Source organism: Tardiphaga sp. OK246, from assembly GCF_900188215.1.
In the GTDB taxonomy this organism is placed as follows: Bacteria; Pseudomonadota; Alphaproteobacteria; order Rhizobiales; family Xanthobacteraceae; genus Tardiphaga; species Tardiphaga robiniae.
In genome coordinates this window covers 310,687-331,508 of record NZ_FZOX01000004.1, presented here as the reverse complement: position 1 = coordinate 331,508, position 20,822 = coordinate 310,687, and the positions used below count along the sequence as shown (strand labels likewise).

At 61.9% G+C, this 20,822-nt stretch carries 19 protein-coding genes; 6 read left to right on the top strand and 13 right to left on the bottom strand.

Features of this window, described 5'->3' with window-relative positions:
- Window positions 1–28: 28 nt before the first annotated feature.
- Window positions 29–232 (bottom strand): DUF1127 domain-containing protein, encoded by a 204-nt coding sequence (locus CHC01_RS19925; RefSeq protein ID WP_089265979.1) that lies wholly within the window; start codon window positions 230–232, stop codon window positions 29–31.
- Window positions 233–369: 137 nt separating this feature from the next.
- On the opposite strand from CHC01_RS19925, the gene CHC01_RS19920 reads away from it, so the two are divergent.
- The 3 genes from CHC01_RS19920 to CHC01_RS19910 all read left to right on the top strand — a co-directional run bounded on the left by CHC01_RS19920 (window position 370) and on the right by CHC01_RS19910 (window position 2,827).
- Window positions 370–1,284: a transcriptional regulator GcvA gene (locus CHC01_RS19920; RefSeq protein WP_089265978.1), complete on the top strand. Its 915-nt coding sequence runs from the start codon at window positions 370–372 to the stop codon at window positions 1,282–1,284.
- Window positions 1,285–1,370: 86 nt separating this feature from the next.
- Entirely contained in the window at window positions 1,371–2,342 is a 972-nt protein-coding gene (locus tag CHC01_RS19915) for an MBL fold metallo-hydrolase (protein WP_176454647.1), read from the top strand.
- On the top strand, window positions 2,339–2,827 hold the full coding sequence (locus tag CHC01_RS19910) for a CinA family protein (RefSeq protein WP_089265976.1): 489 nt from the start codon (window positions 2,339–2,341) through the stop codon (window positions 2,825–2,827). Before CHC01_RS19915 ends, CHC01_RS19910 begins: the two co-directional genes overlap by 4 nt.
- 7 nt (window positions 2,828–2,834) lie before the next feature.
- Here CHC01_RS19910 and CHC01_RS19905 read toward each other — a convergent pair whose 3' ends face one another.
- The 7 genes from CHC01_RS19905 to CHC01_RS19875 form a co-directional block, all read right to left on the bottom strand.
- Window positions 2,835–3,818 (bottom strand): ABC transporter ATP-binding protein, encoded by a 984-nt coding sequence (locus CHC01_RS19905; RefSeq protein ID WP_089265975.1) that lies wholly within the window; start codon window positions 3,816–3,818, stop codon window positions 2,835–2,837.
- On the bottom strand, window positions 3,815–5,230 hold the full coding sequence (locus CHC01_RS19900) for an amidase (protein ID WP_089265974.1): 1,416 nt from the start codon (window positions 5,228–5,230) through the stop codon (window positions 3,815–3,817). The genes CHC01_RS19905 and CHC01_RS19900 overlap by 4 nt, the downstream gene beginning before the upstream one ends.
- Window positions 5,227–5,424 (bottom strand): hypothetical protein, encoded by a 198-nt coding sequence (locus tag CHC01_RS19895; protein WP_089265973.1) that lies wholly within the window; start codon window positions 5,422–5,424, stop codon window positions 5,227–5,229. The genes CHC01_RS19900 and CHC01_RS19895 overlap by 4 nt, the downstream gene beginning before the upstream one ends.
- Before the next feature lies 1 nt (window position 5,425).
- Window positions 5,426–6,487 carry an ABC transporter ATP-binding protein gene (locus tag CHC01_RS19890; RefSeq protein ID WP_089265972.1) on the bottom strand — a complete coding sequence of 354 codons (1,062 nt, stop codon included), beginning with the start codon at window positions 6,485–6,487 and terminating at the stop codon, window positions 5,426–5,428.
- Window positions 6,488–6,491: 4 nt separating this feature from the next.
- A complete protein-coding gene (locus CHC01_RS19885; protein WP_170849596.1) occupies window positions 6,492–7,370 on the bottom strand; it encodes an ABC transporter permease in 879 nt (292 codons plus the stop codon).
- Between the two features lie 28 nt (window positions 7,371–7,398).
- A complete protein-coding gene (locus tag CHC01_RS19880) occupies window positions 7,399–8,352 on the bottom strand; it encodes an ABC transporter permease (protein ID WP_089265970.1) in 954 nt (317 codons plus the stop codon).
- A gap of 175 nt (window positions 8,353–8,527) precedes the next feature.
- Window positions 8,528–10,195: an ABC transporter substrate-binding protein gene (locus CHC01_RS19875; RefSeq protein WP_089265969.1), complete on the bottom strand. Its 1,668-nt coding sequence runs from the start codon at window positions 10,193–10,195 to the stop codon at window positions 8,528–8,530.
- Between the two features lie 234 nt (window positions 10,196–10,429).
- Here CHC01_RS19875 and CHC01_RS19870 point away from each other — a divergent pair, with 234 nt between their 5' ends.
- Window positions 10,430–12,028, top strand: coding sequence for an ABC transporter substrate-binding protein (locus CHC01_RS19870; protein ID WP_089265968.1), 1,599 nt, complete (start codon window positions 10,430–10,432; stop codon window positions 12,026–12,028).
- Between the two features lie 148 nt (window positions 12,029–12,176).
- Here CHC01_RS19870 and CHC01_RS19865 read toward each other — a convergent pair whose 3' ends face one another.
- The 3 genes from CHC01_RS19865 to rocF all read right to left on the bottom strand — a co-directional run bounded on the left by CHC01_RS19865 (window position 12,177) and on the right by rocF (window position 15,222).
- Entirely contained in the window at window positions 12,177–13,763 is a 1,587-nt protein-coding gene (locus CHC01_RS19865; protein ID WP_089265967.1) for an alpha-amylase family glycosyl hydrolase, read from the bottom strand.
- Window positions 13,764–13,849: 86 nt separating this feature from the next.
- On the bottom strand, window positions 13,850–14,122 hold the full coding sequence (locus CHC01_RS19860; RefSeq protein WP_089265966.1) for a hypothetical protein: 273 nt from the start codon (window positions 14,120–14,122) through the stop codon (window positions 13,850–13,852).
- A gap of 131 nt (window positions 14,123–14,253) precedes the next feature.
- Entirely contained in the window at window positions 14,254–15,222 is a 969-nt protein-coding gene (gene rocF / locus CHC01_RS19855) for an arginase (RefSeq protein WP_089265965.1), read from the bottom strand.
- A gap of 127 nt (window positions 15,223–15,349) precedes the next feature.
- On the opposite strand from rocF, the gene glgX reads away from it, so the two are divergent.
- Together glgX and CHC01_RS19845 are read left to right on the top strand one after the other, a co-directional pair.
- Window positions 15,350–17,455 carry a glycogen debranching protein GlgX gene (gene glgX / locus CHC01_RS19850; RefSeq protein WP_089265964.1) on the top strand — a complete coding sequence of 702 codons (2,106 nt, stop codon included), beginning with the start codon at window positions 15,350–15,352 and terminating at the stop codon, window positions 17,453–17,455.
- A gap of 143 nt (window positions 17,456–17,598) precedes the next feature.
- Complete coding sequence (locus tag CHC01_RS19845; protein ID WP_089265963.1) at window positions 17,599–18,447, top strand: transglutaminase-like domain-containing protein; 849 nt, start codon at window positions 17,599–17,601, stop codon at window positions 18,445–18,447.
- A 62-nt stretch (window positions 18,448–18,509) separates the two neighbouring features.
- Here the strand turns inward: CHC01_RS19845 and CHC01_RS19840 are convergent, their stop codons facing one another.
- Both CHC01_RS19840 and CHC01_RS19835 read right to left on the bottom strand, forming a co-directional pair.
- The gene (locus tag CHC01_RS19840) at window positions 18,510–20,033 is read right to left on the bottom strand and encodes a permease (RefSeq protein ID WP_089265962.1); all 1,524 of its coding nucleotides are present in this window, start codon (window positions 20,031–20,033) and stop codon (window positions 18,510–18,512) included.
- Window positions 20,030–20,818 (bottom strand): ABC transporter ATP-binding protein, encoded by a 789-nt coding sequence (locus tag CHC01_RS19835; RefSeq protein WP_502695674.1) that lies wholly within the window; start codon window positions 20,816–20,818, stop codon window positions 20,030–20,032. Before CHC01_RS19835 ends, CHC01_RS19840 begins: the two co-directional genes overlap by 4 nt.
- Between the last annotated feature and the right edge of the window lie 4 nt (window positions 20,819–20,822).

The following is a 20,822-nucleotide window of genomic DNA, read 5'->3' as shown; positions in this document are numbered from 1 at the left end:
CAGTTCCTCCCGGACGATCGGACCGTCCTTACGCGCGCCAGAACGGCTTGCTGGCCTCAGCCATCACGTCGCCCACCGAAAGGCCGGCGTCGTGGATGTCACGCTCGCTCCAATGCGCCAGTTCGCGGCGTTGGTGGGCGCGCTCTCGCCAGACGTGGAACGTCTCGGCGATCGTCGCCACACTGAGTGGAGCATGATGATTTGTCATCGATTCGTGGGTGCAAGTAGACATTTTGCTCTCCTGAAGCTAAATTTACTTAGGAAATATCGGCTTCATTCTCACATTGCACAAACGACATTGTGCACCGCGTCACATGAGACAAACTCATGGATGGGACGAAGGGTGAATCGCCAGGGGAGAGAGCACGGATGAGCACCCGGTTGCCGTCACTCAACGGGCTGCGCGCCTTCGAAGCCGCCGCACGCCATCTGAGCTTCACCAATGCGGCAAGCGAGCTGAACGTCACGCAGACGGCGATCAGCCATCAGATCAAGCGGCTGGAAGAAGAGCTTGGTCTCAAGCTGTTCATTCGGCAGAACCGCGCGCTCGCACTCACCCCGCAGGGACACGACTATCTGCCCGGCGTACGCGCGGCCTTCAACGATCTGCGTCTTGCCACAGACCGGCTCAAGCGCCGCGATAACGACCACGTGCTGACGGTGAGCACGCTCGCATCGATGGCATCGAAATGGCTCCTGCCGCGCATCTCAGCGTTCCAGAGAGCCCATCCCGATATCGATGTGCGCATCACCACGTCGACAAGCATGGTCGATTTCAAGAGCGGCGATGTCGATGCCGCGATCCGTTACGGTCGCGGCCAATGGCCTGGCCTCCGCGCCGACTGGCTGACGGCGGATGATCTGTTTCCGGTCTGCAGCCCGGCGCTTCGCACCGGAAAGAAGGCGCTGCTGAAGCCGCAGGATCTCGCGGACTATACGCTGCTGCATTCGAGCGGCGGCTATGACGATGATTGGCGACTCTGGCTCACCGCAGCTGGATTGCCGGCCGATATTTCGAAACAGCCGGGCCTGACCTTCGACATGATTTTCATGACCCTGCAGGCTGCGATCGACGGCCTCGGCGTCGCCATCGGCCGCACCACCTATGTGGAGGGCGATCTCGCCAAGGGCCGGCTGGTGGTGCCCTTCGACATGCGCATGCCCGCCGATGCCGGCTTCTATCTGGTGTCGCCCGAGGCCTCTTCGGACTCGCGAAAACTCAAGGCTTTTCGCGACTGGCTGCTCTCCCAGGTCCCGCCGGAACGTGACCGTCCTGGCCGCTGATCGGCATTGTCGACATCACGTGTTCGCGAGCAGATCGCCATCCGAAACATGCTAGAAGTCTGGCCTGTTTCGAAATGGAGCTTGCGATGAATCGGACGACACTGGCTGCGGTTTTCACCCTTCTGGCGCTGACGCCTGCGCTCGCACAGCAGGCGTCCACACCGCCGGCAGCACCGCCGCCGCCCGACTTCTCAAAGGTCGAGATCAAAACCACCGACCTCGGTGACGGCGTCTATATGCTCGAAGGCCAGGGTGGCAACATGACGCTGGCCACGGCCAAATCGGGCGCCATCCTCGTCGACAGCCAGTTTGCCCCGCTGCATGACAAGATCAAGGCGGCCATCGCCGCGGTGACACCGCAGCCGGTCAAGTATCTCGTCAACACGCATTTCCACGGCGACCATACCGGCGGCAACGAGGCCTTTGCCAACGAAGGCGCGACCATCGTTGCCAACGTCAAGGTCAGAACCCGCCTGAAAAAAGGCACCACGAATTTCCTGACCGGCGCACAGAATCCGCCCGCGCCGAAGGCGGCGCTGCCAACCAACACCTACACGCATCAGCTCAAGCTCAGCCTGCGCGGCCGCATCGCCGAACTGCGCCATCCCGACAACGCGCATACCGATGGCGACACCTATGTCTACTTCAAGAGCGCCAATGTCATTGCGACCGGTGATACATTCACCAATGGCCGCTATCCCAATATCGACGTTCTCAACGGCGGCAATATCAAGGGCATAATTGCAGCGACCGACGCCTATCTGAAACTGGCGAACGACACCACCAAGATCGTTCCCGGCCACGGTCCGCTGGCGAACAAGGCTGCGCTGGTCGACTATCGCACCATGCTGGTGACGGCGCGCGATCGCATGGCCAAGCTGATCAAGGAGGGCAAGACGGAAGACGAGGTTCTGGCGGCTAAGCCATTTGCCGATCTCGACGCCAAATGGGCACCGAACGAGACCGCCAGCAAGAATTTCATTCGCGCTGTCTATGGGTCACTGGCGAAGAAGCCGTGGATCAGGCCCTGGTCAAAACCTTGGGGGAAGAAGTCATGAGAGATCTCATTCCCCTCGCCGAGAAGATTGCCATTGAGCTGATCGCGCGCAAGCAGACCATCGGCATAGCTGAATCCTCGACCGGCGGTTTGATTTCCGCTGCACTGCTCGCAGTGCCCGGTGCCTCCGCCTATTTCATCGGCGGCGGCGTGATCTATACGCGCGATGCACGGCGCGTATTGATGGATATTTCCGATGACGTGTTTCGGATACCGGGCATGCGCTCGTCTTCAGAGCCCTACGCACAACTGCTGGCGACGCAGATCCGCACCCGCCTCGGCTGTGACTGGGGCCTGTCGGAAACCGGCGCCACCGGCCCCTCCGGCAATCGTTATGGCGACGCCGCAGGCCATAGCTGCATGGCCGTCGCCGGCCCGCGAAACGAGGTCATGACGCTGGAGACCGGCAGCAACGACCGCTCCGGCAACATGCACAGTTTCGCGCAGACGGCGCTGACGTTCCTGCTGAAGAATTTGGCGGGGTAAGAAGGCGTCAGGCCGGCAGTGCCGCTGCCGCCTGCTCCGCCAGAATACACCGCACCACGCGATTGTCGGCGAGTTCGACATTCGGCGGCGCCGCCTCGACGCAACGCGGCTGGGCGAATTTGCAGCGCGGCGCGAAGGAGCAATTCACCGGCGGCTTGTCGAGCGACGGCGGCGTACCCGGAATCGTCTCCAGACGCGCCCCGCGCTTGGCGCCGTGCACGGTGGAGGCCAGCAGCCCCTGCGGATAGGGATGCACGGCCGAGCGTACGATCTGGCTTAGCGTGCCCTGCTCGACGATCTGGCCGGCATACATCACGGCCACGCGATCGCAGATTTCGATGGCCACGCCGATATCGTGCGTGACGAAGATGATCGACATGCCGAATTCGCGCTGCAGCTCGCGCAGCAGCAGCAGGATCTGGATCTGCACGGTGGCATCGAGCGCAGTGGTCGGCTCGTCCGCGAGCAGGATCTTCGGCTTGCAGGCCAGCGCCAGCGCGATCATTGCGCGCTGCCGCATGCCACCGGACATCTCGTGCGGATAGGCATCGAGGCGACGCTTGGCCGACGGAATGCGCACGACTTCGAGCATTTCGAGCGCGCGCTTCACGCCCTCGGCCTGGCTCTTCCCCTCGTGCCGCATCACACTTTCGGCAATCTGCTGGCCGATCGTATAGACCGGATCCAGCGCCAGCGCCGGCTCCTGGAAGATCATCGACACCGTCTGGCCGCGAAATGCCGAGAGTTCGTCATCGTTGAGTGCCAGCACGTCCTTGCCGAGCACATTGACCGTGCCAGTGATCTGCGTGCGCTTCTTCGGCAGCAGCCGCATCAGCGCGCGCAAGGTGACGCTCTTGCCCGAACCGGACTCGCCGAGCAGGCCGAGAACCTCGCCTTCGCCGAGCGTGAGGTTGAGATCGTTCACCGCATAGACGGTCCGTTCGCCGCCGAACCGGACGTTGAGATTGCGAACCTCGATGAGATTACTCATGCCAACTCCGGGCACTGTTTGTGGAAGTCCGTGGCGCGCTGGAACGCCGCACCGATGGTCAGCAACGTCGCTTCATCGAACGGGCGACCGATCAGCTGCATGCCCACCGGAAGTTTCGACTTGGTGAAACCCGCCGGAATCGAGAGACCGGGCAGACCGAGATAATTGATCGGGCGCGTGAAGCGCGTCAGGCGCTGGATCATCGCTTCAGCACCCGAGCTGTTGCCGACATCGGTCTCGGCAATGGTCGGAGCCGCGCCAGGCGAGACCGGAGCGAGCACCGCATCAGTGCCGGTCACCGCAGCAAGATAGGCCGCAAGTGCCGGACCGCGCCAGCGCAGCGCCTCGATATAGGAGACGCCGGTGATCGCGAGACCGTTCTGCAGCCGCATCAGCACCTGCACGCCATAATCCTGCGGGCGCTCGATCATCCAGCGCTTGTGCATCGCCGCGGCTTCCGTCGCGAGCACGAACTGACAGGCCGCCGTGAGTTGACCCTGATTGGGCAGATCGACTTCGACGATCTTGATGCCTTCATCCTTCAGCGTCGCGATGGTGTTCTGCAGGATCGCAGCGGTATCGGCATCGAGATCGTCGACATAGAACGCCTTGGGAATGCCGACCGTCATGCCTTTGGCGGACGCACGCGTCGCCGCCATGTAGTCCGGCACAGGGCGCGTGCTGGTGGTTGGATCGAGCGGATCGGCACCAGCCATCAGACCGGTCAGCAGCGCGCAATCCTCGACAGTGCGCGCCAGCGGGCCAACCGTATCAAGCGATTGCGACAGCGGCATCGCGCCGGCGCGGCTGACGAGACCCACCGTCGTCTTCAAACCGGAGACGCCGCAGAAATGTGCCGGCAGACGGATCGAGCCGCCGGTGTCGGAGCCGAGCGCCGCAAATGTGAGACGCGCTGCGACGGCCGAGCCCGAACCCGACGACGAACCACCCGTGACGTGATCGACATGCCAGGGATTGTGCACGGCGCCGTAATGCACGTTATGGCCAAGCGGGCCGTAGGCGAACTCGACCATCTGCAACGAACCGAGCCGCACGGTACCAGCGTCTTTCAGGCGCTGCAGCGATGTCGCCGTGGTAGTCGCAACCCAGTCGCGGCGGATATGCGAGCCGCAGGTCACGACGTGTCCCTCGTCGTAATACATGTCCTTGTGCGCCAGCGGCACGCCGTGCAGTACGCCGCGGCTTTGCCCCCTAGCGAGCGCGGCATCGGCTGCATCGGCCGCCGTCAGTGCTGCATCGGCCTCGATCGACATGTAGGCGTTGAGGCTCGGCTGAGACTTCACAGCGCGATCGAGGCAGGACTGCGTAGCTTCGCGCGACGAAATTTTCTTCGTGGCGATCGCGTCAGCGACTTCCGTCAGCGACAGCAATGCGGGTTCGGTGACACTCATTTGGCAGCCTTCGTATTCTGAACAGAGAGGAAGGTCGCGGGCTCGAGATCAAACGGCAGGGTCCCGGCGACGGCCGCGAAGCCTTCAAAGGCCGGGCCGATCGAATTAGCGATGCGCTCCGCAACCTCGTCGGACGCGGGAAGCCCGCTGACTTCGGTCAGCGCCTTGATCTGCTTGGCAGTCGGTTTGGTCATGTCAGTGCGCTCCTGCGGCAGGTGCTTTGCTGTGGCCCGAACCCGGGATCGCCATGTAGCAGGCAGCCTGATGGCCGGTCACAGTGATTTCAGTCAGTTTCGGCGTGGCCTCGCCGCACATCGCTTCGGCAAAGGGGCAGCGTGTGTGGAAGCGACAGCCGGACGGTGGATCGATCGGGTTCGGCGGGTCGCCGGTGATCGGCGGCGTTTCCGTGCGCTTGTCGGGATCGGATGACGGCATCGCGGCCAGGAGCGCGCGCGTGTAGGGGTGCGCCGGCCCGTCCCAGACCTCATCCACCGGGCCGAGTTCAACGACCTCGCCGAGGTACATCACCAGCACGCGGTCGGAGATGTAACGCACCACGTTGAGATCGTGGCTGATGAACAGATAGGTCAGGCCGAATTCGCGCTTGAGGTCGACCAGCAGGTTGAGCACCTGTGCCTCGACCGATTTATCGAGCGCCGAGACCGCTTCATCGAGAATGACGAGACGCGGCGACAGCGCCAGCGCACGCGCGATGTTGACGCGCTGCCTCTGGCCGCCGGAGATTTCATGCGGATAGCGATTGGCGAACGTCTCGGGCCGCAGACCGACCTTTCCGAGCAGTTCGCGCGCCAGCAGCCGCGCGGCCTTATCGGCCATGCCGTGCACCTTCGGTCCGAAGGCGATCGATTCTTCGATGGTCAGACGCGGGTTGAGCGAGGCATAGCTGTCCTGGAACACCATCTGCATGCCGCGGCGCAGCTCGCGTAACGAGAGCTCGCGCCCGACAGTGCGGCCGTCATAGATGATATCGCCGGAATTGCGCGGCATTAGATGCATCAGCAACCGCGCCGTCGTCGATTTGCCGCAGCCGGACTCGCCGACGATGCCAACGGTTTCACCCTTGGCGATGGCGAACGACACATCGTCCACCGCGCGCACGGTCTTGCTCGGCGCGAACAGCCCGCCGCGCACGGGGAAATGCTTGGTCAGGCTGACCACCTGCAACAACGGCTGCGCAACACCGCCGATGTCTTCCAGCGGCTCCAGCTTGTCGATTTCTTCTACAATATCACTCATGCCATCAGTTCCGGATGTCCATGGCACTGCGCATGCCGTCGCTCAGCAGGTTGAAACAGATCGACACGGCGAAGATCATCGCGCCGGGGAGTGCTGCTACCCATGGATTGACGTAGATCGCGGTGCGCAGCGTGTTCAGCATCAGACCCCATTCCGGCTCCGGCGGCTTGGTGCCGAGGCCGAGGAACGACAGGCCGGCAGCGAGGATCATCGACACCGAGATCAGCCCTGTCGCGTAAACGAAGATCGAACCCAGCACGTTGCCGAGCATGTGCACCCGCATGATGGTGAAGGCGTTCGCGCCGGAGGCACGCGCGGCTTCCACATAATCCATGTTGCGCACGCCGGTCGTGACGCTTTCAGCGACACGCGTGATCTGCGGCACGAAGACGATGGTCAGCGACACGATCGAATTGACGATGCCGGCACCCAGCGCACCGGAAATCGCAATGGCCAGCAGCACCGACGGGAACGCGTAGAACACGTCGACGGTGCGCATGATCGCGGTATTGAGCTTCCCGCCGACATAGCCGGCCACAACGCCAAGCCCCGTCCCGATGAAGAAGGCCAGGATCACCGGCAGGATACCGATCAGCAGCGACAGTCGCCCGCCATAAATCAGGCGCGCCAGCATGTCGCGGCCGAGTTCGTCGGTGCCGAGCGGATAGTTGGGTGTGCCGATGAAACGCAGACGGCGGATCATCGAGCCCTGATAGGGATCTGCGAGATGCAGATAGGGCGCAAAGATCGCCGCAAGGAAGATCAGCAGCAGAATGAACGCGCAGGCCATGCTGACCTTGTCGCGCACGATACGGCGGCCCACCGTGGCCCAATAGCCGCGAGCCTTGGTGGCAGGCGCCGCCTGCAGTGCAGTGTCCGTCATCGCGGTCATGAGAGGATATCCAGCATGGTCAGCTCCGCTTGATGCGCGGATCGATCGACGCCTGCGCGATATCGACCAGAAGATTGAGGAACACGAAGAACAGCGCCAGCACCAGGATCGTGCCCTGCAGCAGCGGCAGGTCGCGCTGGAAGATGGCGGAGTTCAAAAGAAGCCCCGAACCAGGCCAGGAGAACACGGTCTCGATCAGGATCGAGCCGCCGAGCATGTAGCCGAGCTGCAGGCCCATCACAGCAAGCGCCGTGGGTGCCGCATTCTTGATGACGTGACGGAACACCTTGGTTTCCTGCAAGCCCTTGGCACGCAGCGCCTCGACGAAATCCTGCGACAGGATATCGCCGGTCAGCGCGCGCACCGTGCGGGTCACGATGCCCATCGGAATGACCGAGGTCGTGATCGCCGGCAGCACGAGATATTTGATGTGCTCCCAGTCCCAGGCCCATGAACCCGAACCGCCCGGCCCTGCGCCAACAGCAGGTAGCCAGTTCAGCTGCACCGAGAAGATGATGACCAGCACCATACCGAGCCAATAATGCGGCACGGAGACGCCGGCGATGGCGATCGAGGTCGCAACCTTGTCGATCCAGGTATCGCGGAAATAGCCGGCGATCAGCCCGAAAAACAAACCGAGCGTGAAACCGATGGCGGCCGCGGCGATGGCCAGCGTCACGGTATTGCCGACGGCTTTCATCACCTCCGCCAGAACAGGACGTCCGGTGGCGATGGAGCTGCCGAGATCGCCGTGTAGCGCGCGCCACAGCCAAAGGCCGAACTGAACAGGTAGCGGGCGATCGAAGCCGTAAGCGACGCGGAGTTGCTGCGCCAGCTCCTGCGATGCGTCAGCCGGAAGAATGGCAACGAGAGGATCGCCGGGCGTGATGTGCACCAGCAGGAAACACACCAGCGCCACGCTGAGGACGATAGGAATCACATAGACGACGCGTCGCGCGATGTAGACGAACACTGATCACCTTCGATTCAGAAACTCTGCCTCCTCGTTCGTCATGCCCGGGCTCGACCCGGGCATCCACGTCTTTGCAGCGAAGAAGGCGTGGATGGCCGGGTCAAGCCCGGCCATGACGTGGAGAGGTTCGTGCGAATATCGGCTGCACAATGTGCGGCCGATATTCACTTGTTGCTTACGGCGTGATCGACACCGGCGAGAAGTCGACGAACCAGCTCTTCGGCTGCACGAAGCCCTTGATCTTCGGGCTCAGCGCACGCGGACCGACGTCGTGGGCCACGTAGAGGAAGGCTGCGTCGTCGACCGAAGCAGCATGAAGCTCGGCGAGCGCCGCGTCACGTGCCGTCGCGTCGAAGGTGGTGCGTGCCTTGGTCACGAGTTCATCGAACTTTGGATTGTTGATGAAGCCCCAATTGTTCGAGACCGGCGGCGCCATCGACGACTGCAGGAAGCGAACCAGTGCGAAGAACGGATCCATCGCCGCATAGGTGACGTTGGTGGCGTTGGAGCCGTTCGCCGAGGGATCCTTGACGCCGCGGCGCCAGTTGGTGAACAGCGTGTTCCATTCGATGACGTCGAGCTTGACGTCGAAGTAGCACTCCGCCAGCGCCTGCTGCAGATATTCGTTCATCGGCAGCGGCAGCATCTGGCCGGAGCCGGACGCCGAGGTCTGGGTCTTCACTTCGAGCTTCTTGGTAGGACCGTAACCGGCTTCCTTCATCAGCGCTTGTGCAGCCTTCAGGTCATACTTGATCTCGAAACTCGGCTTGCCGCGCCAGGGGTGCCCCGGCTCGAAAGTGCCGCTTGCCGGCACCATCAGGCCAGCGAGCAAACCATCCTTCAGGCCTTCACGATCGATGCAGAGATTGGCGGCCTTGCGGACGCGGATGTCGTTCCACGGCGAGCCTTCGGCACGGGAGAACTGCCACGGCCAGACATGCGGCTGCTCGTTCTTCTCGATCTTGAAGCCACGCGCGGTGATTTCCTTGACCGCGTCGGGCGCCGGCGCTTCGACCCAATCCACCTGACCGGACAGCAGCGCAGCGGTGCGTGCGTTGGCTTCCGGCATCGGCAGCAACACCATCTTGTCGGTCTTCGGAACGCGGTCCTTGTTCCAGTAGGCGTCGTTCTTCACCAGTTCGAGACGCTCGCGCGGCGTGAACTTTGACATCTTCCACGGGCCGGTGCCGGAGGCCTCGCGCGCAAAGGCCGCCCATGCGGCCTGCGACTTGGCCTTGGCGTCGGCGCCTTCAGCCTTGTCGAACAGCGCCTGCCACTTGGTGGGGCTCGCCATGAAGAGGTTGGTGAGATTGATCGGCAGGAAGGAGTCCGGCTCCTTGGTGGTCAGTTCGACGGTCATGTCGTCGATCTTCTTCGCGGACACCAGGGTCGGCATGCGCGAGGCGGTCACACCGACCTGGCTGGCGTCGAACTGGACTGCATCTTGTTTGAGCACCTTGTCCACATTCCAGACCACGGCATCCGCATTGAAGGCCGAACCGTCGTGGAAAGTGACGCCGGGACGCAGTTTGAAGGTCCACTTCTTCTTGTCGGCGTCGTCCACTGCCCACTCAGTGGCGAGCGCCGGGATAACAACACTCGCTTTGGTCGCGGACGACAGATCCCAGCCGGTCAGGCCGTCATACATCGTATTGCCGGTGAAACGATTGCCTTCGAAGCCCTGATCGGGCTGCCCAAGCGTGCGCGGAATATCGGCAGCGGTCATGCCGATGCGCAGCACCGTCTCGGCGCGCGCCACCTGTGGCAAGGTCAGGGCCGTAGCGAGCGTCAGCAAGGTGATTGCTGCCGCGAGACGGCTCTTTGTCGGCTTTTCGATACGCATCGTAATCAGTCCCTCTTGGCTTTGGATGACACGTTGGCTTTGGCCAGTGTTGGTTTGTTCTAAACTGGCTAATTCTTATGCAACGCTTGTGCCAAGGCCTGCAACCTTGCAGCGCAATGACTCAAACTGCGGCACTGCAGCACACCAGCACACACCGACCGTTCCGCCTGCCCAATCTGGCATCAGGATTGCACGTATCTGGCAGACAATATCCCACCATACGGAGTCTGGTTTATGCGCGTTCGAAGCTCGTTATTTGTTGCGGCCATCGCCGCGGCCATAGGTGCAGCCGCGCCGGCGCAAGCCGAAACGGTGGTGCGCTATGGCATCTCGATGGCGGACGTGCCGCTGACCACAGGCCAGCCTGATCGCGGCGCCGGAGGCTACCAGTTCACCGGCTACACGATCTACGATCCGCTCGTCGCCTGGGAAATGGATGTCGCCGATCGTCCCGGCAAACTCATTCCCGGCCTCGCCACCGAATGGAAGGTCGACGACACCGACAAGACCAAGTGGCGCTTCATCTTGCGCAAGGGTGTCAAGTTTCACGACGGCAGCGACTTCAACGCCGATGCGGTGATCTGGAATCTCGACAAGGTGCTGAACGAGAAGGCGCCGCAATTCGACAAGCGCCAGAGCGCGCAGGTAAAGACCCGCCTGCCTTCCGTCGCCAGCTACGCCAAGATCGATGACGGCACCGTCGAGATCACCACCAAGAGCGTCGACAGCTTCTTCCCCTATCAGATGCTGTGGTTCCTGGTCTCCAGCCCGGCTCAATATGAGAAGGTCGGCAAGGACTGGGACAAGTTCGCGTCGCAGCCCTCAGGCACCGGCCCGTTCAAGCTGACCAAGCTCGTTCCGCGCGAGCTCGCCGAGCTCAGCAAGAATCCGGATTATTGGGACAAGAAGCGCATTCCGAAAGCCGACAAGCTCGTGCTCGTCCCGATGCCGGAAGCCCTCACCCGCACCAACGCGCTGCTCGCCGGTCAGGTCGATCTGATCGAGACCCCTGCTCCCGACGCTGTGCCGCAGCTCAAGGGCGCCGGTATGAAGATCGTCGACAACGTCACGCCGCATGTCTGGAATTATCATCTCAGCGTGCTGCCGGGATCGCCCTGGACCGACGTCCGCCTGCGCAAGGCACTCAACCTCGCCATCGATCGCGATGCCGTCGTTGCGCTGATGAACGGTCTCGCCAAGCCCGCCATCGGCCAGGTCGACCCATCGAGCCCATGGTTCGGCAAGCCGACGTTCAAGATTAAGTATGATCTTGCCGAAGCCAAGAAGCTAGTGAAGGAAGCCGGCTACGGTCCGGACAAGCCGCTGAAGGCGACCTTCATCATCGCCAATGGCGGCACCGGCCAGATGCTGTCGCTGCCGATCAACGAATTCCTGCAGCAGAGCTTCAAGGAAATCGGCGTTGAGGTCGAGTTCAAGGTCGTCGAACTCGAGGTGCTCTACACCGCATGGCGCAAGGGTGCGGCCGACGACAGCATGAAGGGCATCACGTCCAACAACATCGCTTACGTAACCTCGGATCCCTTGTACGCTATCGTGCGCTTCTTCCACTCCGGCCAGATCGCACCGGTCGGCGTGAACTGGGGCGGCTACAAGAACCCGAAGGTCGATGCGCTGATCGACGAAGCCAAGAACACCTTCGATCCGAAGAAGCAGGACGAGTTGCTGGCCGAAGCCCATGCGCAGATCGTCGACGACGCCGTGCTGGTCTGGGTCGTTCACGACACCAACCCGCATGCGCTGTCGCCGAAGGTGAAGAAGTTCGTACAGGCGCAGCACTGGTTCCAGGACCTGACCACGATCGGTCTGGACTGATAGCGGCGGCCCATCAACCTTAACGCCGTCATGCCCGGCCTTGTGCCGGGCATCCACGTCTTAGCCTCAAGCAAGGAGACGTGGATGGCCTGGATATCTAGCGAAGCCGCGCTTCGCGCTCTGCCCGGCCATGACAGCGGAGATTGAGCTACCGCAGCCTGACCATCACGCCCTCGTTTCCTGCTAATTCCAGCGCGCCCGAGACATTCTCGCCATGGCGATCCAGTCCAGTCGCCAGCAATATTTCGCCGGCCCCGACATGCAATGACGCGGGCCCGCCACTCAGATTGAGGGCGATCAGAACCGTCTGCCCGTCATAGACGCGCCGATAGGCCAGCACATCGCCCGCAGCGTCTACAGGCTCATAGCCGCCGAACACCAGTTCTGGCATGTGCTTGCGCAACTCGATCAGCTTCACATAGAGGCTGAGGATCGAATGGGGATCGGCCGCGAGAGCAGCCGCATTCTGATGGTGGTAGTCCGTGTCCAGCGGCAGCCAGGGCTCGCCGGTCGTGAAACCCGCATGCTCGGTGGCACCCCATTGCATCGGCGTGCGGCATCCGTCGCGGCCGAGACCAATCCCAGGCACGTTCTTTTCGAACGGATCCTGAACCTGATCCGGCGCAATAGGCACCTGCTTCATGCCGATCTCGTCGCCATAATATAGCGTCGGCGTCCCACGCAGCGTCAGCAACAACATCGCGGCGACGCGCGCCTGAGCCATGCCAACCCGGCTGGCGACGCGCGGCCGGTCGTGATTGCCGAGCACCCAGTTCGGCCAAGCGCCGAGCGGCAGCGCGGCTTCGTAGCGCGCGATCAATTCGCCGATGGCGAAAGCATTCCACGGCGCGGAGAGCAGCGCGAAGTTGAACGGCAGATGAGCGCCCGACAGGTCACTGCCGTAATAGGCGACCAGCCGATCGAAGGGCAGATAGATCTCGCCGATCAGCACGCGATCGTCGAATTCATCGACAACGCGGCGCATTTCGGCGACCACATCCAGCGTCTCCGGCCGATCGGTCGAGTAGAGCGGCAGGAAAGCCTCGTGTGGCGGGCGCCCGGCCGTGAAATTCGGATTTGTCGGGTTGTCGCGAAACTCCTCGTCCTTGATCAGATGCCAGATCACGTCGACGCGGAAGCCGTCGACGCCGCGTCGCATCCAGAACCGCATCACCTCATAGATGGCGTTGCGAACAGCAGGATTGCGCCAATTCAGGTCCGGCTGTTTGTCGAGAAAGGCGTGATAGTAATATTGCCCTGTGGCCTCGTCATACTGCCAGGAGCTGCCGCCGAATTCGGACATCCAGTTGGTCGGCGCGCTGCCGTCCGGCTTCGGATCGTGCCAGATATACCAATCGCGTTTGGGATTATCGCGTGACGACCGGCTTTCGACAAACCACGGATGCTGATCCGAGGTGTGGTTCGGCACCAGATCGAGAATAATCTTCAGACCATGACCGTGAGCCGCAGCCACCAGCGCGTCGAAATCGGCCGATGTACCGAAGATCGGATCGACGCCGATATAGTCTGATATGTCATAGCCGAAGTCTGCCATCGGAGACGGGAAGATCGGCGACAGCCAGATCGCGTCGATGCCGAGCCGCCGCAGATAAGGAAGCCGGCCGACGATGCCCGCGAGATCGCCGATACCGTCTCCATTGGAGTCCTGAAACGATCGCGGATAGATCTGATAGATGGTGCCGGCCTGCCACCAGACTGTCGCTGCAGTTGCCATGGTCCTGTCACTCAATGTTCTGAGGCTTCCATCACGCACGAAAAAACGGCCCTTCCGAGGAAGGGCCGCTCTCGTTCGGCGCAATATTAGTAGCGTTCGATGACAGTACGACGTTCGACGCCGCCATCGTAATAGCCACGGTCACGATCACGGCTGCGCTTGATGATCACGGTCTCGTTGCGGTCACGGCGATCGCGGTAGTAACCGCGGTCATAATCGTCGCGATAGCGGTCGCGGCCGACGGCGCCGACCGTAACGCCTCCCGGACCGACGCCGACGCCGATGTCCTGGGCCTTTGCTGGAATTGCGCTGCTGATGCCCGCCGCAGCAACGGCGATGATGGCAAGATGCTTAATCATGACGTGCTCCTCGTGTGTGAACCATGAGGGAGCAATCCCGCGCTGCAGGGTTAGTTCCGAGACGATAACAAAACGATCATGCGTAACGCGCGCAAAGACCCGGAACCAATCGAGGTTTTGCCGACCGCGAGCTAGCCGGGCGGTATAATTGCGTTGCTGGGCATTGGCCGGTCGGTGATCTGCTGCCCGAACAGACTGCCGACCAGCTCCACCATCACCCGTGCCGTTCGCCCGCGCTCGTCCAGAAAGGGGTTGAGCTCGACGACATCCAGCGAGCACATCAGCCCGGAATCATGCAGCAGCTCCATGATCAGATGCGCCTCGCGATAGGTGGCGCCGCCGGGCACCATGGTGCCAACGCCGGGCGCTGCCGCGGGATCGAGGAAGTCCACATCGAAGGACACATGCAACACGCCGTTGCGCGCCTTGACCCGCTCGATGACGCGGCGGATCAGGACGCCAACACCGAACTCGTCAATCTGCCGCATGTCTGCGATGGCCACCTTGCGCGCGTGCACCAGCTCTTTCTCGAGCTTATCGATGGAGCGGATGCCGAACAGGTCGAGATTATCGGGCGTGATCGATGCGCGCGGCTCAGCGCCGAGTAGTCCATCCAGACCGGACTCGCCGCACAGAAAGGCCGCGGACATGCCGTGCATGTTGCCGGTGATGGTCGTGTGCGGCGTATTGTAATCGGCATGCGCGTCGAGCCACAGCACGAACAGTTCGCGCCCCTGCTCGTGCCAGTGCCGCGCCACGCCATTGACCGATCCCATGGACAGGCTGTGATCACCGCCCACGAAGATCGGCAGCGCGCCCGATTTGGCAAGCGTGTAGGCGCGCGCACTCAGCGCCTGGATCCAGCTCTGGATCGCACGGTAATGCTTGGCATTCTCCGGCGGCGTGTCGGTCGACAGAGGCACAGACGGCGGCATGAGGTCACCGTGGTCTTCCACCTCGAAGCCAAGCTCTTCCAGCAGCGCCCCCAGGCCTGCCGTCCGCATGGCCGCCGGCCCCATCAAAGTCCCGCGCTGCGAGGCCCCGACTTCGACTGGCGCGCCCAGCAATGCGATGCGTTTGTGATGGGAGACGTCGGTCATAAGCAAAACTCCGGGCTAGCGACCCTCGCAGGCCAAGATATATTCCGAAACAGCCTGTTTGCATTGCAACGGAAATGCGGCGGCGCAGTTATCCCGCGCATTTTCATCACCAGACAGTGGGGCAATCGTGACGCACAGAGTAGTCGAAGAAGGTCTCCCCTATCCCTTTGGCGCGCATTGGGACGGAAAGGGCACAAACTTCGCGCTCTTCTCGGCCAACGCCACCAAGGTCGAGGTCTGCCTGTTCGACGGCGACAAGGAAACGCGAATCGAGCTGCCGGAATATACCGACGAGGTGTTTCACGGCTACATCCCCGACGTCGGCCCCGGCACTTTCTATGGCTATCGCGTCCATGGCCCCTATGAGCCGGAAAAGGGCCATCGCTTCAATCCGAACAAGCTGCTGCTCGATCCCTATGCCCGTGCCCATGCCGGGCAGCTCGAATGGAATCCAGCCGTGTTCGGCTACAAGATGGAGAGCGGCGACGACACCACCTTCGACGAACGCGACTCCGCCCCGTTCATGCCGAAATGCGTGATTGTCGACCGCGACTTCGACTGGGCCGGCGAGGCCGGCCGGCAGCCGGTGCCGTGGGACCAGACCATCATCTACGAGACCCACGTCAAGGGCTTCACCAAGCTGAATCCCGACGTGCCCGAGAAGCTGCGCGGCACCTATGCCGGCTTCGGCAGCAAGCCTGTGGTGGATTATCTCTGCGGCCTCGGCATCACCTCGGTCGAGCTGCTTCCGATCCATACTTTCATCAATGACGACTATCTGCTGAACAAGAAGCTGGTGAATTACTGGGGCTACAATTCCATCGGCTTCTTCGCACCCGATCCGCGCTACGCCTCAGACGTGCCGAACTCCCTGCGCGAGTTCAAGGAGATGGTATCAACGCTGCATGCCGGCGGGCTCGAGGTCATCCTCGACGTGGTCTATAACCACACCGCTGAAGGCAACGAGCTTGGCCCGACCCTGTCGTTCAAGGGCATCGACAATGCCAGCTATTACCGGCTGATGCCGGACAAGCCGCGCTATTACATCAACGACACCGGCACCGGCAACACGGTCAATTTGTCCAATGCCCGCGTCATCCAGATGGTGGCGGACAGCCTGCGCTACTGGGTGCGGGAGATGCATATCGACGGCTTCCGCTTCGATCTCGGCACCATCCTGGCGCGCGAAGTCTACGGTTTCACCGAACAGAGCGGCTTCCTGAAAGCCGTCGATCAGGACCCATTGCTGACGACAGTGAAGTTGATCGCCGAACCCTGGGACATCGGCCCCGGTGGTTATCAGGTCGGCGGTTTCCCACCCGGCTGGGCGGAATGGAACGACAAGTTCCGCGATACTGCGCGCGACTTCTGGCGCGGCAAAGCGCCAGTCTCGGCTCTGGCACCGCGTCTCGTCGCGTCTGCGGACATGTTCAACCATCAGGGTCGCCGCGCCTGGGCCAGCATTAATTTCGTCACCGCTCACGACGGCTTCACGCTGAACGATTGGGCGAGCTACAACGAGAAACACAACGAGGCCAATGGCGAGAATAACAAGGACGGCTCCTCCAACAACGCCTCATGGAATTGCGGCGTCGAGGGCCCGACCGACGACAAGGCCATCATCGCCCTGCGCGAACGCCAGAAGCGCAATATGCTGGCGACGCTGCTATTCTCTCAGGGTACGCCGATGTTGCTCGGCGGCGACGAATTCGGCCGCACGCAGAACGGCAACAACAATGCCTATTGCCAGGACAGCGAGATTTCCTGGTTCGACTGGAGCCTGACGACCGAGGGCAAGGACCTGCTCGGTTTCACCAAGCGGCTCATCAAACTACTTGGCGGCTGCTCGGTCCTGCGTCGCAGCCGCTTCCTGACCGGCGAACACGATCCCGACCTCGATGTTCGCGACGTGACATGGATCAACGCCAATGGCGGCCCGATGGAAGACGCACATTGGAAAGACGGCAACATGAAATGCTTCGGCATGCTGCTGGACGGCCGTGCGCAGAAGACCGGCATTCACAAGCCGGCGGAGGATCAGACCATGCTGATGATCCTGAACGGCTTCGAAGGACTGGTCGATTTCACGATGCCCGAGGCGTTTGGCGGACAGGCATGGGAACTTCTGGTGGATACCAACATTCCCGATACGAAGGGCGGCGAGGATTTCCCGTTCGGCCATATGTATCAGGTAACTGCCCGCTCGCTGCTGCTGTTGTCCCTGAAGAAATAGCTTATGGCGCAGCGGGGCTGGTGCGGCCTCGCTGCCCACATTTTCTGCACATTCCTGTCACTGAACCTCGGAACGATGTTTGGTGACTACACTTGTCTGGCAACGATGAATTACGGATTTGCCGAGCTAGTGGAGACGTAAAAGTGAAGATTCGCGCGGGCTACGACATCGCTTTCCAGTGTTTGCAGGAAACACCCATGATCCTGATGCTTAGCATCCATCCTTCGCGCGCGAAGGATCTGCAGAGCCCACATCGCATCCAGTTTTCCCACGACGTACAGGCGCATGACTATCTAGACATGTTCGGCAATACCTGCACGCGCATCGTCGCACCGCCCGGACTGATCGAGATCAAGAATGATTTTCTCATCTCCGATAGCGGACTGCCGGATGCGGCTCCGCCATCAGGGCCGTTGCAGGCGGTTGGCGAACTGCCTGACGATGTCATGGTCTTCCTGCTCGGCAGCCGTTATTGCGACACGCAGAAGCTGTCCGATCTGGCCTGGTCGCTGTTCGGCCATATCGAGGATGGCGCAGCGCGCGTCCAGGCCATTGTCGATTACGTGCATCAGCGCATCGAGTTCGGCTATCACCACGCCCGCAACGATCGTACGGCCTTTGAAGGTCATGAAGAGCGTATCGGCGTGTGCCGCGACTTCGCCCATCTGGCCGTCACGCTGTGCCGCTGCATGAACATTCCGGCGCGCTATTGCACCGGCTATCTCGGCGATATCGGCGTGCCCATCGATCCCGCGCCGATGGATTTCAGCGCCTGGTTCGAAGTCTATCTCGGAAACAAATGGTACACGTTCGATGCGCGTCACAATCATCCGCGCATCGGGCGCATCGTGATGGCCCGCGGTCGCGACGCTGCTGACGTAGCGATCTCCACCAATTTCGGCCCGACGCCGCTGGTGCGTTTTATCGTGGTCACGGAAGAGGTTTTTAGCGAAGCCACCCCCGCCATCGCGCCGATGTCGATGGTGGCCTGATCGTTGTTTCGAGCCAATCGTTGATTTCAAAGCCATCCGTGTCCGCGGGTGGCTTTGTCGTTTCAGGTCCTGACAGGACTGATCTTCCACGTCAGCGCCATCAAGCCCGCGGTCATGGCGCCTGCGATCACTGAGGCGATTGGCAGCACCAGTGCCAGCGCCGCCGTCGCAGCCCAGCCGATCGACGAGAAGGCTTCGGCGAAGGTCGCAATGCGCGATGACGTCTGACGTCGCCTGAACTGGCTGCGCCGTGCCTGCACCCTGAACCAGAGCTGGATGGCTGTCGCCGATCCCGCGGCCACGACGGTCGCCAGCGCTGTCACTGCCGCCAGCCGCGGCGAGACCAGCGCGAGACCCACGACCATTGGCGTGAACACGACAGCGATGATGACCAGCACGACTTCGACCTTGGCCGTGATGATCGTGTTTGCCGGAAGCGGTGCGGTCGTCACCAGATCCGCGGCGTCCTCACCGGAGATGGTCAACCAGGCCAGGCCGCCGGCGAGCTGACCCGCGGCCATCACGATCACTGGCGCCAGCACGATGAAGGCACCCGCGCCCTCGCCGAAACTGCGCCACAGCATCAGGGCTGGCGGTAACAGATACAGCAGCTGCATCAGAGTTTGCGAGACCAGCCACGGATCGCGCCACAACAGGATAAACTCCTTGCGGCGCAAGGCGTTACGTCGAGAGCCCGGTCGAAACCGTCTTGCGACTTTCTTGCGTCGAACTTGCGCCAATGGCACGGCACTGGCCACGTAGTTGCTGAAGCGCGGCGAGAAGATTGCCATGGCGCTTCCCAGCAGGATCAACCCGGCCGCCAGCAGCGGCACCAGTGCTGCGATATCGCCAAGCATCGCGCGCGCGGGCCACCACACCACGCTGTCTGCCTCCGGCGCAAACGCGGCTGCGGCATCGGAGGTCAGTACGGCAAAACGCGACAGCGTGCCGTAAGAGAGAATCGCCGCAACCTGCAATGCGATGACGAAACCTGCGCCCGTCACAGCTGAAATAATCTGCGCGACCAGTCGTGTCTTTGCAGGACCGCAGAGCTGAAACAATCCGACGGTGATGGCGATGGCGCATGCCGATGCAGAAAGGCCCATGGCAATGACGACGGCATAGGCGGAAAACCAACGCGCACCGCCGCCGATCACCAGCACGTTGACGAAAGGCGTCGCCAGCAACAGCGCCATCAGGGTCACCGTCAATGCGATGGCTGCGATGCGGACGGAGAACAGGTTGGTGAGCGGCGCCGGTGACGACATGATGAGATCGAGATCGGCACGCGCGTAGAATACGCGGGTGACGGACTCAATCGCCTGTGACAAAACGAGCGCCCAGGCGAGGAAGATACTGGCGGTGATGACAATCGCCGTCGATTGATCGAGCGGCGTCTGCACATCTGCGAAACGGCCGACCACCGCATAAGCCGGCAAATGCAGGAAGATCACGAAGACAATCAGCAGAAGCGAAACGCTGCGCGGACGCCAGCGACGGCCCGCCGTGAGCATGCCCAGCATCTCTCGCCACGCCAGCCGGACTTCATGGCCGGCAAACCACATCACGCTGGCGGATGGCGTCATGCGGCAACCGGCGCGCCGTCCACCAGCGCCACGAACATGTCTTCGAGGCTGGTGTCGCCCTGTCCGTTCTGCTGACGCAATTCGGCAAGCGTACCTTCGGCGATCAGCCTGCCTGCGGCGATCACACCGATCCGGTCAGCCATGCGCTCGGCGACTTCGAGAATATGCGTGGTCATGATCACTGTGCAGCCGGAGCGCACGCGATCCTGCAACAGGCCCTTGACGTGACGCGCCGACACGGCATCGAGCCCGGTCAAAGGTTCGTCGAGAATGATCAGCCGAGGCCCATGCACCAGCGCACCAGCCAGCGCCACCTTCTGGCGCATGCCCTTGGAGAAGCCTTCGCATCGCTCATGCAGATGTGGACCAAGACCTAGCGATGCCAACAATTCATGCGACGTGCGCTCTGCCGTTTCAGCATCGCAGCCCCATAGACCGGCAACGAATTCGAGATATTCGAGCGGCGTCAGCTTGTCATAGATCATCGGCTCGTCGGAGACCCAGGCCATGATCTGTTTCGCTGCAACGGGATCGGCGAGCGCGTCGATACCAAGTATCGACACCGATCCGGCATCGGGACGCAGCAATCCCGCGACCATGCGCAATGTCGTCGTCTTGCCGGCTCCGTTGGCACCCAGCAGCGCATAGAACTCGCCAGCACGAACCGTGAGATCGAGTCCGTCGACAGCTGGCCGATCGAAACGTTTCGTTAACCCTCGCAATTCGAGGGCAGCGTGTGTTGCGGACATGACAGACGATCTGCGCGTTAAGTTGCGTAGCAACATGGAG

Coding starts and splice junctions, on each gene's coding strand:
- CHC01_RS19925 (WP_089265979.1), bottom strand. CDS start 232: ATGTCTACTTGCACCCACGAATCGATGACAAATCATCATGCTCCACTC.
- CHC01_RS19920 (WP_089265978.1), top strand. CDS start 370: ATGAGCACCCGGTTGCCGTCACTCAACGGGCTGCGCGCCTTCGAAGCC.
- CHC01_RS19915 (WP_176454647.1), top strand. CDS start 1,371: ATGAATCGGACGACACTGGCTGCGGTTTTCACCCTTCTGGCGCTGACG.
- CHC01_RS19910 (WP_089265976.1), top strand. CDS start 2,339: ATGAGAGATCTCATTCCCCTCGCCGAGAAGATTGCCATTGAGCTGATC.
- CHC01_RS19905 (WP_089265975.1), bottom strand. CDS start 3,818: ATGAGTAATCTCATCGAGGTTCGCAATCTCAACGTCCGGTTCGGCGGC.
- CHC01_RS19900 (WP_089265974.1), bottom strand. CDS start 5,230: ATGAGTGTCACCGAACCCGCATTGCTGTCGCTGACGGAAGTCGCTGAC.
- CHC01_RS19895 (WP_089265973.1), bottom strand. CDS start 5,424: ATGACCAAACCGACTGCCAAGCAGATCAAGGCGCTGACCGAAGTCAGC.
- CHC01_RS19890 (WP_089265972.1), bottom strand. CDS start 6,487: ATGAGTGATATTGTAGAAGAAATCGACAAGCTGGAGCCGCTGGAAGAC.
- CHC01_RS19885 (WP_170849596.1), bottom strand. CDS start 7,370: ATGACGGACACTGCACTGCAGGCGGCGCCTGCCACCAAGGCTCGCGGC.
- CHC01_RS19875 (WP_089265969.1), bottom strand. CDS start 10,195: ATGCGTATCGAAAAGCCGACAAAGAGCCGTCTCGCGGCAGCAATCACC.
- CHC01_RS19870 (WP_089265968.1), top strand. CDS start 10,430: ATGCGCGTTCGAAGCTCGTTATTTGTTGCGGCCATCGCCGCGGCCATA.
- CHC01_RS19865 (WP_089265967.1), bottom strand. CDS start 13,763: ATGGCAACTGCAGCGACAGTCTGGTGGCAGGCCGGCACCATCTATCAG.
- CHC01_RS19860 (WP_089265966.1), bottom strand. CDS start 14,122: ATGATTAAGCATCTTGCCATCATCGCCGTTGCTGCGGCGGGCATCAGC.
- rocF (WP_089265965.1), bottom strand. CDS start 15,222: ATGACCGACGTCTCCCATCACAAACGCATCGCATTGCTGGGCGCGCCA.
- CHC01_RS19840 (WP_089265962.1), bottom strand. CDS start 20,033: ATGACGCCATCCGCCAGCGTGATGTGGTTTGCCGGCCATGAAGTCCGG.
- CHC01_RS19835 (WP_502695674.1), bottom strand. CDS start 20,818: ATGTTGCTACGCAACTTAACGCGCAGATCGTCTGTCATGTCCGCAACA.